The following is a 12,687-nucleotide window of genomic DNA, read 5'->3' on the forward strand; positions in this document are numbered from 1 at the left end:
TGCGTCAAGCTTGGGCCGGGCCGTAGTCGAGGTGGACTACGCCGTTGTCGTAGACCTCGTGTTCCTTCAGCGCGAGCTCGGTCGCGTCGACGCCGTCGCTCCACAGCCGCTCGCCCTTGCCGAGCGCGAGGGGGTACACGAACAGGTGCAGGTCGTCGACCAGACCGGCGTCGAGCAGCGCCCGCACCAGCGTGCCACTGCCGCTGATGTAGATGGTGCCGTCGATCTCGTCTTTGAGCTTGCGAATGACGTCCGGGTCGTAGGCGCCGAGCCAGGTGCTGTTGGCCCATTCCACCTCTGGTTCCCGCGTAGCGACGACGTACTTCATGGTGTCGTTGAAGAATGGCGCACCCGGATCGTCCTCGACGGTACGGGTCGACCACGCCGGGGCGAACATCTCGAACGTGGTGCGGCCGAGCAGGATGGCCTTCGCCGCGGACGTGATCGCGCCGAGCGTCTCGCCCATCTTCGGATCGAATCCGTACTCGAAGGTCCAGGACGGATTCTCGTACACCCCGTCGAGTGTGATGAACTCGTGAACTGCGATGGTGCCCATAGTGATTGCCTTTCATCCGAGATCGGGCGGTCGCCGGGTGCGCTGTCGCGCCGGCGAGCACAACCCTGCGGTGCCGCGTTGCGGTTTGTCACCGTATCGGTGCTCGCCCCGCGGCGCCTGCAATCCGACAAACCGGGCACAAAACAAACCGACCCGACGGAAAGCAGCCGTCGAGCCGGTGGTCACGGGTCCCGTGCCGCGCGTCAGCCGATGATGGCGTTCATGATCGTGCCCGCGCTGGTCGCCACCGCGCCGCCCGCCATCGCGCTGGCGACCATCTTGGGCGACTGAAGGGTTCCGCCGTTCCACTTCTCCCATGCGAACCTGCCACCGCCGTATGTGATCGCCGTGATGCCGGAGAGCTGGACCAACCAGGTGAAGTAGCGGCCCAGCTGCATCAACTTGTCCGCCATCGGCGGCTCTTCCGGGGTCGGATTGTCGAACTGCGCCATCACGGTCTCGTGTAGCGCGGCGAGAATCATGCTCACGTTCGTGCTCCTTTTTCGCATGCCGAGGTGATGCCGGAGACAGATTCGAGAGAAAGAGCTGCGCTGCCGAGCAGGTGGTTGCCCGGCCAACTCGTGACAAGATCGATTAGAACGTATCGCGATGGTGTACAGCCCGCGACACTCCGTAGCCCGCTCCAGCCGGGCCGAGACCGAATCCTTCCTCGTCGGACCCTGATTCCGCATCTGCGCCCGCCGTTTGAGCCGTCGCCGTTCGGCAATCACATCGATGTAATCGACGGGCGAGTACGGCGAGGTGAAAATGGTCGACGACGTCGAGAAGCGCTGGCACGATCCGCGGATGTTCCGCCGCGCCGCGATCTACGTCGGCTCGGTGCTGGCCACGGCTGCGCTGGTCTTCCTGCTGGTCGTGTTGTGGTCCGCGCAAAGCGAGTGCGCGGATGCGGACACGCTGCTGTGCGACGCCACCGCGGAAGCCGCCGTAGTGATAGGACCGTCGGCTGTCCTGCTGATCGGCGGGATCGGCGCCTTCGTCGAAACCTACGTCCAGTGGCGCCGCGGCCGGACCTGGCCGATCTGGCAAGGTGCGGGCTGGTTCCTGTTCGTCCTGATGGTGGTCTATCTCGGCATCGGCGGCGGCGCGGTCGCGAACCGGTAGCGGCGCCGCCGATTACGAGTTCGCCGCGAAAATCAACGAGCAGTGTCGAACAGCCTGTTCATCCGCTGAACAGCAGCCCCAGGCCGAGGCCGAGGAGCATCGCCGCGATCACCGTATCCAGCACCCGCCAAGCGAAGGGACGCGCGAACAGCGGGCCGAGCAGTCGCGCGCCGAATCCCAGCGCGGTGAACCAGAGCACGCTGGCCAGCATCGCCCCGGCTCCGAGAAACCAGCGGTCCGGGCTCGCATAGGTGCTCGCGAACGAGCCGAGCAGTACCACGGTATCCAGGTAGACGTGCGGGTTGAGCCAGGTCAGCGCCGCGCAGGTGGCCACAGTGGCGCCGAGCGCCGCGCTGGCTCGGCCCGATTCGGCGCTCAGCGCGGCGGAAGCGAACGCCCGCTTCGCCGCCAGGACCGCGTAGCCGATCAGGAATGCCGCACCGGCGTAGCGCGCCACCGTCAAGACCTCCGGAGCGGATTCGACGAGCACACCGAACCCGCCGATCCCGGCCGCGATCAGCACGATGTCCGACGCCGCGCACACCGTCACCACCGCGAGCACGTGCCTGCCCCTGATTCCCTGCCGCAAGACGAACGCGTTCTGCGCACCGATCGCGGCGATCAGCGACAGGCCGAAGCCCAGACCGGACGCGGCTGCCACCGCCGCGGAAGAAATGCTCACGTTCAGCGACGCTAAGCCGCGCACCATACGCAGACAAGCTAAAGATTCTTAGCAATCATTATAATCTTTTAACATGGATCTCCAGCTCGACCAGCTGCGCGCCCTCGACGCCGCGATCACCGAGGGGACATTCGACGCCGCGGCGCGGCGGTTGAGTGTCACACCGTCGGCGATCAGCCAGCGCATCAAGGCGCTCGAGGACGCGGCGGGGCGGATCCTCGTGCAACGCACGAAACCGGTGCGCGCCACCGAATCCGGCCTCGCCGTGCTGCGGTTGGCCAGGCAGATCCAGCTGCTGGCCGCAGACACCGCGCGCGAGCTCGGCGGCGAGCCCTCGGACGGTCCGATCCGGCTGCCGATCGCGGTCAACGCCGACTCGCTGGAGACCTGGGTGATGCCCGCGCTCGGCCGTGCGCCGCGCGGAGTGTGCTTCGAGATCCATCGCGAGGACGAGGAGCACACCACGCAGCTGCTGCGCGACGGCACCGTGATGGCCGCGATCACCGCCACCGCGCAACCGGTGCAAGGCTGCAAGGTCGATCGTCTCGGTGCTGTTCGCTACCGGCCGATGGCCAGTCCGGAGTTCGCCGGCACCTGGTTCGCCGACGGCGCGACGGCGAAGGCGTACGCCGCGGCCCCGGTGGTGCTGTTCGACCGCAAGGACGACCTGCAAGATCGCCTTTTGCGCCGGCGCAGTCGCAAGCCGCTGGACCCGCCACGCCACTACGTCCCGTCGTCCGCCGGGTTCGCCGAGGCGGTCCGTCTCGGACTCGGCTGGGGCATGCTGCCCGACTTGCAAACGCGAGACGATCAGGCCACCGGTCGCCTGGTTTCGATCGATCCCGGCGTCGTCATCGATGTCCCGCTGTACTGGCAGCAGTGGCGCCTGGACTCCCCTGCCCTCAGCACCGTTGCCGCGACCATCGCCGCGGCGGCGGCAGCAGTGCTGCGCTGAATTACGTTTCCCGGCAAGACATTCGCGTTTCCTGACGCTGCCGGGCCAGAAGTGCGGCGCACTCCCGCCCCGGCGACGCCCTATCCGAGAAGGTGCGACCGTGGGCACGGCAGCACCGCGAGGTGGTTCGGAACCGAGGACGGGCTGGATGGACTTCGGTGCGACAACTCGGCGCGCAGGCGAGACGCTGCCCGACACTCGGCGGTTCATCCTCGTTCGATCCGGCTGTATCGGGCTGTCCGGCGGTAGTTTGATTCCGCACGCCGGCTACAGGTTCAGCTCCACATCGCACCCGACCCAGATGCCCGAGGAGTCCACTTGGCACGGCACCGTCGCCCGCACCGGTCGCGCGCCCGCGATATATCCGTCGCGGCCGCCGTGATCGGCATGCTGCTGACCGGCATCGGAACCGACGCGGCCGCACGCCCGATCGGCCCCTTCGACGTGGGCGGAGCGATCGAGGTCGAATACGACCAAGCCGGTGGGCCCGCGTTCTTCGGCGACCCCGTCTCCCCCGAATCCGCCGCCGCCCGCGGCGGCCGCTACCAAGCTTTCGAGCGCGGCTCCTCCATCTACTGGCACCCCGACACCGGAGCCCATCAAATCGGCGGCGCCATCCGCGACAAGTGGGGCGACCTCGGGTACGAGGGCGGATTGCTCGGCTACCCCGTCACGCGCGAAGCGGCGACACCGTCGAAACCCGGCCGCTACAACGTCTTCCAGAACGGCTCCATCTATTGGTCGATCGGGACCGCCGCCCATCAGATCGGCGGCACGATCCGGGACAAGTGGGGCTCCTATGGGTGGGAGAACAGCCCGCTGGGCTTCCCCATCACCGACGAATCACCTGCGCGCGGCGGCATCGGCCGCTACAACCTCTTCGGCGGCGGCGCCATCTACTGGTCTCCCGTGACCGGCTCCCACGTCATCTGGGGAGCCATCCGCGAGTCCTGGGAAGCCGCAGGCGGCGAAGCAGGCCGCTACGGCTACCCCACCAGCGACGAATACGACTTCCAGAACGGCAAAGCCCAAGACTTCCAAGGCGGCCGGATCACCTGGACCCCCTGATTGCGCGCTTCAGGCGCGGTCACGTCGGCTCCGCCGGCGGCCCCAACCAGTGTTGGGGCCGCCGCGGCCGAACCAGCCAGTGCCCGAGTCGATCCTCAGACCCCGACCTCGACAGGGATACTGCCACAATGCCTCGGCCGCGTCGCGGCGATGATCGTCCATCGGTACGTACATGCGCGCGTGCATGTGCATGGACGGCAGTGGACCCGGAATCCGCCGAAATCGAGGTCAGGAAGCCGCTATTGATAACGAATCAGCATCGGCGAACGATCTCCGATACCAAACCGTTGTCCGGCACAGCCGCAGTTGGATCGAATCACCCTCGACAACAACATGATTCGCGAGACATCGCGCAATTGCTTTCTCTTCCTTGATGTTTCATCGAAGGCATTTCGATCACGCCCGCTTCCCGGGTGGCCGGGGAGACCTCCGGCCCGCTCGCGGGGGGTGAATCGACCTCGGGCGACATCAGGCGTTCCGCTCACCGAGGCCAGGTCTCGGACAGCAGCGCGCGCAGGAAGCGCACGCTGTCCGCGGGTGACAGCGCTTCCACGCTGAGCCGGTTCATGACCGACATATACAGCTCCACGTCGCGCCGTTTGTCGAAGTAGATCGAGCTGGTGAGTTGCTCGGTATAGACGATGTCGGGCAGCTCCGGCTCCGGGAATCGCAGGATGCTGAACGGCCCGCCCGCGGCGGAATGTCCTCCGGCCGCGTATGGCAGCACCTGGATCCTGACATTGGGGCGTCCGGCCACCTCGACCAGGTACTCGACCTGCTCTCGCAGGACTTCCGTCCCGCCGACCGGCCGGCGCAGCGCGTTCTCGTCGATGACCGCCCAGAGGGTCGGGGCGGCTACCCGGTTGAGGATCTGCTGGCGGCGCATGCGGATGGCGACCCGGCGTTCGGTCTCGCTCTTGTTGCCGAGCTGGATCACCGCACGCGCGTAGTCGGCGGTCTGCAGCAGACCGGGAATGAATTGCGCCTCGTAGGTGCGAATCGTGGTGGCGGCCTGTTCGAGGCCGATGTAGGTCTCGAACCACACCGGCAGCAGATCGCTGTAGCGCTGCCACCAGCCGGGATCGTTGGCACGGCGAGCCAGTTCGAAGTACGTTTCGCGTTCAGTGGGATCGACAACGCCGTAGAGGGTCAACAGGTCGCGCAGATCCCGCTCCTTGAACCCGGTGCGGCCCAGCTCCAGACGACTGATCTTGGCATGCGACCCGCGGATGGCGTCGCCCGCGGCCTCCCTGGTGATTCGGCAGCCCTCGCGGAGTTGCCGCAACCGGCTGCCGAGCGCGATCCGCAGAACGGTCGGACCGCGTTCTGCCGCAGGGAATTCCACGTTGTCGCCGCTGGCCTCATCGTTGATCATGGGTGCCTCCGGTCGATCGGGTGTTAGACCGCGGGGCCTAGTGCCTCCACCATCACAGCTGACGTGACGTCGGCTGCTGATCCTACTCGGCCGTGCCCCGCCGCCGATCACGACGCGAGCACGAACCGAAAATTGCGTGGGCACGCGTGTATTCGCAAGAGTGGCAACGCAATAACTTGTCTGCAAGTCTGGTCGAGCCCGGACCGGTGTGCGTAGAGTCGCCCCCGACGGTGGCCGCGCGGAGGAGGAGAGCCATGACGTCAGCGGAAGGGTCGACCCGACTGGCGGGAGTGGACCCGAATACACCCAGCATCGCACGCGTGTACGACTACGCTCTCGGCGGGACGAATTGGTTCGAGGTCGACCGGGAGGTGTACGAACACCTGAAGAAGGTGGTGCCGCACCAAGACGACGTCGGCACCGCCAACCGGCGCTGGCTCGAGCGCGTGGTTCGATACGTCACCCGGTCGGCGGGCATTGATCAGGTCCTCGATCTGGGCAGCGGACTGCCCACGCAGAAGAACACCCACGAGATCGCCCAGGAGCTCGACGCCGAGGTCACGGTGGTCTACGTGGACAACGACCCGGTCTGCGCCGCCGAGGGCCGGGAACTCCTCGAGGCGAACGAACGCACCCACTTCCTCGATCTCGACCTGACCCGGCCCACCGAGGTACTCGACAACACCGTGGTCGGCGAATTCCTGGATCTGGACCGTCCCTTGCTGCTGATGCAGTGCGGCACGCTGCATCACGTCGACGACGACCAGGACCCGGCGGGCATCATGCACCGGTACGTCGAGCGCCTCGCCTCGGGCTCGTACGTGATGATCAGCCATTTCTTCGATCCGGCCGACGAGGACGAGTACCTGCACAGCCTGGCCAGGCAGGCCGAGCAGGCGCTGCACGACGAGGGCCTCGGTACCGGCCGGTGGCGCACCCGCGCCGAAATCCAGCCATTCTTCCAGGGACTGGACCTGGTTCCACCCGGGTTGGCGGCGCTGCACGACTGGTGGCCCGGCGGACCCGCGCTGCGCACGCCGTGGCCCGACGAACGTCTCATCCTCGGCGGCCTCGGCCGCAAACCGTAAACCTTTCCCCCACCACGGAGCGCGATATGACATCGAACGACGTGCAGAGCACCGATCAGGACATCCAGGACAAGCTGTCCGGCATCCTGCGTTTCACCAGCGTCGACCTCGCGACGTCCAAGGACGGCGTCAACTGGTGCTCGAACGCTTTCTTCGCCGAGCTGGACGGCGATCCATTCCGCTTGACGCTCGTGCTCGAGACCGGCGGCCGGACATTGGCCGGGCTGCGCGCGAACCCGAGCATCGGCGTCAAGATCGTCCCCGACGGATTCCTCGACCCGTTCGCTCAAGGCTTGGGTACGGCCGTGGTGCGAACGCAACCCGGCGAGCGGGAGGAGACCTTCCAGACCCTGCGCGGCAAGGAGCCGCGGATCGAACCGTTCCTGTCCACTCCGGTCGAGGCGGTGGTGGTGCAGCTCGACTGGTGGCGCGTCACGCATGTGCAGGGCGGTTTACTGCCGGGACGCGTGCTGCACCGACCCGGCGCATAAGCCGTGAATCAGACGAAATCCGCTCCGGCCGAACGCATTCACGCCGATTGCCCGCGACATCGACGGACCCTAGGCTGGTGAGCCAGGCCGCGGAAACGCAGAGAGAGGTCTCCATGTCCGATCCCGCCCCCCAGACCGGCGTTCGCGTCCCGGTCGGCGTGGACACCACACGCGCGAGCATCGCCCGCGTCTACGACGCCACCCTGGGTGGCAAAGACAATTACGAGGTCGATCGCTTCGTCCGCGACAAGGTCGCCGAGGTCGCGCCGCGGCAGGGCGACGTGGCCTGGATGAACCGCCGCTGGCTGCACCGCGTGGTGCGATATCTCGCCGGCACGGCAGGCATCGACCAATTCCTCGACGTCGGCGCAGGGCTGCCCACCGTAGGCAACACCCATGAGATCGCTCAGCAGCAGAATCCTCGAGCGCGCGTGGTGTACGTCGACAACGACCCGGTGTGCAATATTCACGGCCGGGTCTTGCTGGAACGCAACGAGTACACCCATTTCGTGCCCGCGGATCTGACCGAGCCGAAGACCTTGCTCGCACACTCGGAGGTCACCCGGCATCTCGACCTCACCAGCCCGTTGGCGCTGATCCTGTGCGGCATCCTGCATCACGTCGACGACGCGCTCGATCCCGCGGGGATCATGCGTCAGTACGTCGACGCGCTCCCCGCGGGTTCCTACGTCGCGATCACCCACTTCTGGGACCCCGCCGACGGCGCCGAAGCCCACGATATGGCCATCGAGCTGCAACGACGTTTCACCGAAATGGGTTTGGGCTCCGGCTGGTACCGCACCCGCGAACAGATCGCCTCGTACTTCGGCGATGTGAAGCTGATCGAACCCGGCCTGGTCGAGCTCGACGACTGGTGGCCGATGGGCCCCTCGCTACGCCCCCGGCTCACCGAGGAGCGGCTCCTGCTCGGCGGCGTCGGTTTCAAAGCGGGTTCCACCAACGGTGTCGTCACCCCGTTGCGCCGCCGGGCCGCGAGCGAGAAAGACGACCTGACCGATTGACGATCGTGACCCGGTAGAGAGGTAATGCCGCAATGACATACGACGACCTGAACGGACCAGATCTCCGCGCAGACCGGTGGCGGTTTCTGGAGGTTCCGCTCGGGGAGGACCAGACCTGGCGCTACGCCGACCCCGCCGCCGAGACCGAAATCGGGGACGGCACCGTATCGGTCCGCATCGCCGCCTTCACCCGGTCGAATGCCGACGTCCAGATCCTCGACAACCCGAAGCACCTGCTGGTGTCGGCGGAGGCATTCGACCTCACCGCCGGATCACGCACCTTCGCGGTGGAGATGGCCGCCGAGAACATCGGCGCCACCGGCGAGGACTACCGGGACGGGTTCGCCGCCTTCAACGTCCTCGACATGGGCAGCGCGCAGGTGTTCGACCTGATCGCGACCAGCAAGCACGCCTACGCCATCCACGAACGGCTGTTCGTGCCGGGAGTCGTGCCCAGGGAACAGGCATTCACCCATGTGGTGCACGCGCCGCTGGCGGGTGTCGACATCAAGCCGGGCGAGTTCCACCGCTACGCGGTCACCATCGACCGGGTCGCGGGCGTCGTCGGCTGGTACGTCGACGACGTGCCCGTATACAACACCCGCGCTCCGCAATTGCCGGAAACGGTGCAGATCGGATTCGGCGTCATCACCCTCCACCCGATCGAGGACGGACGTAGCACCTCCCTGCGTGGGCAGGGTCTGCACGGGTCCTGGCGGAACTTCACCGTCGACTGACGGCAGCAGGTGGCGCCGCTGAGGATCTGATCGACCGGAGCCATTCGGGCCGCTGACCGGATTGTCCTGCGGCTGTGGTCGATCGGGGCCGGAAAACGCATGGTGCCCGGTCGCCATCGACCGGGCACCGTTTCGTCCGCCGCGTAGCGCGGGGGCTACCACCGTTCGGACATCTCCTTCCGTGGCCATTCGACACTGCCCTGCCGGGCGTACTCCTCTGACATAACGCCCATTTCGTCCACGTCGAGGTCGTACTCGTCGAACTCGCGGCGGCGTGGGTCCCACACCATCGCCGCCGCCGCCGCTGCCAACAACGTAATGACAATGGCCGCTATGACTCCATACAGCACGTCTTTTCACCCTCCTGAGAAACGAATTGCCGACGCGGCCGTGCCGGATACTCAACGCGCACAGCTCTTTTGACGTCGGACGCATCCTAAACCGTGTCGGCCCGCACGGCAGTCCCAGGTTTGGTGACCCCACTCACCATCGCGCCGATCCGGGCCATGTACCCGGCACGGACGATTCCGTGGAAACGCCACCGCGAATGTCCAGCGTCGCCTAGGCTCAGCCTGTCCCGGTGGCTCCGGGACATCCTGCGCGGAACCGGCGCGCCCAAGCCGGCCGCGATCGCTGGTGGTAGCGGTGAGGTTCACCCAACTCGATGAACCTCGCCGTCCCCCACTTCCCCCTGAATCCCGGGGACATTCGCGTGGAATAACGCGGATCGGGCATCCCGGGAGCTACCGTCTTCGGTCATGGACGACATCGAACTGCAGCCACCGACCGTCGCCTCCGCCAAGCACACCGGACTGGTCCTGGACATCGCCACCCTCGACATCCACAACCCCCTCGCCGCGCCCGGCGAGATCACCTATCCCTACATCCGCTGCACCGACCACCGAGTCTTGCGCCTACCCGAGCCGCTGCACCGGTGGGCCACCGAAACCATCGCGCTCAACCACGCCACGCACGCCACCGGCGTACCACCCCTGTTCCCGGGACAGGTCGAATTCGGCGTCCTCGACGGCATCATGTACGCCGAACTCCTCTGAACCGCACGAGCATTGCGGCGAGAGACCGATAGCGGGCTCTCCGGAACCCATCGGAAAGGCTTGCCGGAACCGGAAATATCGAGCGCAGGCAGGGCGACACCGGAGGACCATCCGATCGGCGGCGCTACAAGGTTGCCGTGCGGGCATGCTCCGGGGCGCGGCCGATGACGGTGAAGACGACCTGCGGGATGTCGAGCCAGCCGGGCGTGGCGGCGGTGGCGTGCAGATGCGCCAGGTCGGTTTCGTCGGCGGCGAGCTGGTCCTGTACCGCGCCGAGGAGGCCGGACCACCGGTCGTCCGGGCCGCCGCCGAACCTGCCCGCCCTGGCGTGCACGTCCACGCGCAGGCCCGACTGCGACAGCAGCGCGGGGACGGAGCGGATCCAGGTCAGCGAGGTTCCGGTCGAGGTCGCGTAGTCGCGGTAGGCGGCGAAGACCCGGCCGACCGCGGGCGACGGCGCGTCGGTCTCGGTGAGCTGGTAGGGCTCGGTCAGCACCAGCCATCCCCCGGGATTCAGCCACGAGCACAGCTCCGCGACGACGCGATCGCGCTCGGCGACATGGCACAGCACGAAGCGGGCGTGGATCAGATCGAAGGTGGTCGACGGCCGCCACTCGGTCACGTCCGCGGCGACGACGGTGAGATTCGATGTGCGCCGCACCGACTCGGTGATCGGTGTGGTGTCCCGATCCAGCGCGACGACGCGGGCGTCGGGCCGGTGCTCGGCCAGCGCGGCCGCTAGGCTGCCGGTACCCGTGCCGACATCCAGTATCGCTGCGCCGCACGGTATTTCCAGCGACGCGATCCGCTCCAGACTGTAGTGGTCGATCGTGTTCGCGATGGACGTCATCCGCGCCGCGTCGCGCATCCCGCCCGCCCCCAACCCTGTCCCTGGCTCGGCCACTGTCGTCCTCCCTGTCCCGGTTGCGGCGGCACCGTCGGATCGTGCCACGCGAGCTCGTCGGTGGGCGAAACCGGCTGGTGGACGACGCGCCCATACCCACCTGTGGCGCGCGTTCCGGGCACACGACACACTGGAGGCCGTGAATCGCATGTCAATCCGACGGCGCGTCCGCGCACTGGGCGGCCTGCCGTGACCGATCTCGCCCGCGGTGAGAACCGCCCCGCGCCAGGCGATCGGCTGACGGTCACCGTCACCTGCTCGGCCCCGGTCGACGTTTCGGCGCTGCTGCTGAACGCCGCGGGCAGAGTACGCTCCGATGCCGACTTCGTGTTCTTCAATCAACCCGTCGCACCCGGCGTCACCTACCGGCACGGCCAGGGCGCCGGTGACGTGGTGGACATCCAGACCAGCGCACTGCCCGGCGAGGTCGACCGGGTCGTCGTCACCGCGAGCCTGGACGGCAGCGGGCCGCCCACCTTCGCGGCCGCCGGCTCGCTGCGCGCGACCATCGCGTCCTCCTCGGGCACGCTGGCATTCCCGATGACCGGCCTCAGCACCGAGACCGCCGTGGTGTGCGTGGAGATCTACCGGCGCGGCAACGGCTGGAAGGTCCGTGCGGTCGGCCAGGGCTATGACAACGGCTTGGCCGGTATCGCGACGGCATTCGGGGTGAACATCGACGACGAGCCTGCGCCGCCCGCTCCCACTCCCCCGCCGGTACCTCAACCAGCGGCTCCGGCGCCTCCGTCATCTCACTCCGCGCCGCAGTCCGCGTATCCCCCACCTCCGGCCCATTCACCACAACCGGCTTATCCACCGCAACCGGCCTATTCCGCGCCTGCCGCGCCACCACCACCGATGCCTTCACCTCAGCAAGGAGCGCTGCCGATGCAGAGCGAACTGTTCGCCCCCAGCCACGCCGAAGTCACCGGCGCCGGCATCCAGAAGCAGGGCGGCAAGATGATCAAGGTCGCGGTCAACGGCGAGGTCATGGCGCGTGCCGGATCGATGGTCGCTTACCAGGGCGACCTGAACTTCCAGGCGCTCGGCGCCGGCGGTATCGGGCGGGCGATCCAGCAGCGGCTGACCGGTGAGGGCGTTCCGCTGATGAAAGTGTCCGGCCGTGGCGACCTGTTCGTCGCGAGCGGCGCCGCCGACGTGCACACCATCGATCTGGACGGCACCGACGGCCTCACCATCAACGGCGCCAACGTGCTCGCCTTCGATTCCAGCCTGCGCTACGACATCCGGATGGTGCAGGGCGCCGCCGGATTCGCCAGCAACGCCGGATTGTTCAACTGCGTCTTCACCGGCCGGGGCCGCATCGCCATCACCACGCACGGCACACCGGTGGTGCTCAACGTCGACCAGCCGACCTACGCCGATCCGCAGGCGGCGGTGGCCTGGTCGTCGAGCCTGCAGACCGGGATCAAGCGCAACGACTCCTTCGGTCTCGGCAGGCTGATGGGCCGCAGCACCGGCGAGGCGATGACGCTCTCGTTCTCCGGGCGCGGTTTCGTCATCGTGCAGCCCTCGGAGCTGCCACCCGGCGGGTTCCTCGGCGGCACCGGCGGCGGCCAGGAGGCGGGCCAGAGCGGCGGCGTGCTGGGCGGGCTGTTCGGGTAGGGC

The 12,687-nt window shown here is 67.4% G+C and carries 15 protein-coding genes; 9 read left to right on the forward strand and 6 right to left on the reverse strand.

All coding sequences use genetic code 11. The annotated features are described in order from the left end of the window. Nucleotides 1–4: 4 nt before the first annotated feature. Both OHA40_RS02895 and OHA40_RS02900 read right to left on the reverse strand, forming a co-directional pair. On the reverse strand, nt 5–556 hold the full coding sequence (locus tag OHA40_RS02895; RefSeq protein WP_330231516.1) for a dihydrofolate reductase family protein: 552 nt from the start codon (nt 554–556) through the stop codon (nt 5–7). A gap of 203 nt (nt 557–759) precedes the next feature. After that, on the reverse strand, nt 760–1,038 hold the full coding sequence (locus tag OHA40_RS02900) for a hypothetical protein (protein WP_330234020.1): 279 nt from the start codon (nt 1,036–1,038) through the stop codon (nt 760–762). Nucleotides 1,039–1,324: 286 nt separating this feature from the next. Here OHA40_RS02900 and OHA40_RS02905 point away from each other — a divergent pair, with 286 nt between their 5' ends. After that, nucleotides 1,325–1,681 carry a hypothetical protein gene (locus OHA40_RS02905; protein WP_330231517.1) on the forward strand — a complete coding sequence of 119 codons (357 nt, stop codon included), beginning with the start codon at nt 1,325–1,327 and terminating at the stop codon, nt 1,679–1,681. 58 nt (nt 1,682–1,739) lie between these two features. Here the strand turns inward: OHA40_RS02905 and OHA40_RS02910 are convergent, their stop codons facing one another. Next, nucleotides 1,740–2,357 carry a LysE/ArgO family amino acid transporter gene (locus OHA40_RS02910; protein WP_330234021.1) on the reverse strand — a complete coding sequence of 206 codons (618 nt, stop codon included), beginning with the start codon at nt 2,355–2,357 and terminating at the stop codon, nt 1,740–1,742. Between the two features lie 79 nt (nt 2,358–2,436). Here OHA40_RS02910 and OHA40_RS02915 point away from each other — a divergent pair, with 79 nt between their 5' ends. Further along, nucleotides 2,437–3,318: a LysR family transcriptional regulator ArgP gene (locus OHA40_RS02915; protein ID WP_330231518.1), complete on the forward strand. Its 882-nt coding sequence runs from the start codon at nt 2,437–2,439 to the stop codon at nt 3,316–3,318. A 318-nt stretch (nt 3,319–3,636) separates the two neighbouring features. Then, nucleotides 3,637–4,386: an LGFP repeat-containing protein gene (locus OHA40_RS02920; RefSeq protein ID WP_330231519.1), complete on the forward strand. Its 750-nt coding sequence runs from the start codon at nt 3,637–3,639 to the stop codon at nt 4,384–4,386. 481 nt (nt 4,387–4,867) lie between these two features. Here OHA40_RS02920 and OHA40_RS02925 read toward each other — a convergent pair whose 3' ends face one another. After that, nucleotides 4,868–5,761: a helix-turn-helix domain-containing protein gene (locus OHA40_RS02925; RefSeq protein ID WP_330231520.1), complete on the reverse strand. Its 894-nt coding sequence runs from the start codon at nt 5,759–5,761 to the stop codon at nt 4,868–4,870. Nucleotides 5,762–6,015: 254 nt separating this feature from the next. Between OHA40_RS02925 and OHA40_RS02930 the strand changes: the two genes are divergently transcribed. From OHA40_RS02930 to OHA40_RS02945, 4 genes are all read left to right on the forward strand, one after another. Beyond that, nucleotides 6,016–6,849: an SAM-dependent methyltransferase gene (locus OHA40_RS02930; RefSeq protein ID WP_330231521.1), complete on the forward strand. Its 834-nt coding sequence runs from the start codon at nt 6,016–6,018 to the stop codon at nt 6,847–6,849. 26 nt (nt 6,850–6,875) lie between these two features. Beyond that, nucleotides 6,876–7,340, forward strand: coding sequence for a hypothetical protein (locus OHA40_RS02935; RefSeq protein ID WP_330231522.1), 465 nt, complete (start codon nt 6,876–6,878; stop codon nt 7,338–7,340). Between the two features lie 113 nt (nt 7,341–7,453). Further along, the gene (locus tag OHA40_RS02940; RefSeq protein ID WP_330231523.1) at nt 7,454–8,362 is read left to right on the forward strand and encodes an SAM-dependent methyltransferase; all 909 of its coding nucleotides are present in this window, start codon (nt 7,454–7,456) and stop codon (nt 8,360–8,362) included. Nucleotides 8,363–8,394: 32 nt separating this feature from the next. Further along, the gene (locus OHA40_RS02945) at nt 8,395–9,099 is read left to right on the forward strand and encodes a DUF6081 family protein (protein ID WP_330231524.1); all 705 of its coding nucleotides are present in this window, start codon (nt 8,395–8,397) and stop codon (nt 9,097–9,099) included. Nucleotides 9,100–9,254: 155 nt separating this feature from the next. On the opposite strand, the gene OHA40_RS02950 is transcribed toward OHA40_RS02945, so the two are convergent. After that, on the reverse strand, nt 9,255–9,449 hold the full coding sequence (locus OHA40_RS02950) for a hypothetical protein (protein WP_330231525.1): 195 nt from the start codon (nt 9,447–9,449) through the stop codon (nt 9,255–9,257). Nucleotides 9,450–9,857: 408 nt separating this feature from the next. Between OHA40_RS02950 and OHA40_RS02955 the strand changes: the two genes are divergently transcribed. Then, entirely contained in the window at nt 9,858–10,154 is a 297-nt protein-coding gene (locus OHA40_RS02955; protein ID WP_330231526.1) for a hypothetical protein, read from the forward strand. Nucleotides 10,155–10,278: 124 nt separating this feature from the next. Here OHA40_RS02955 and OHA40_RS02960 read toward each other — a convergent pair whose 3' ends face one another. After that, the gene (locus OHA40_RS02960; protein ID WP_330231527.1) at nt 10,279–11,058 is read right to left on the reverse strand and encodes a class I SAM-dependent methyltransferase; all 780 of its coding nucleotides are present in this window, start codon (nt 11,056–11,058) and stop codon (nt 10,279–10,281) included. A 189-nt stretch (nt 11,059–11,247) separates the two neighbouring features. Between OHA40_RS02960 and OHA40_RS02965 the strand changes: the two genes are divergently transcribed. After that, complete coding sequence (locus OHA40_RS02965; protein ID WP_330231528.1) at nt 11,248–12,684, forward strand: AIM24 family protein; 1,437 nt, start codon at nt 11,248–11,250, stop codon at nt 12,682–12,684. The last annotated feature ends 3 nt before the right edge of the window (nt 12,685–12,687 follow it).

It is taken from the genome of Nocardia sp. NBC_00508 (assembly GCF_036346875.1).
Classification (GTDB): domain Bacteria; phylum Actinomycetota; class Actinomycetes; order Mycobacteriales; family Mycobacteriaceae; genus Nocardia.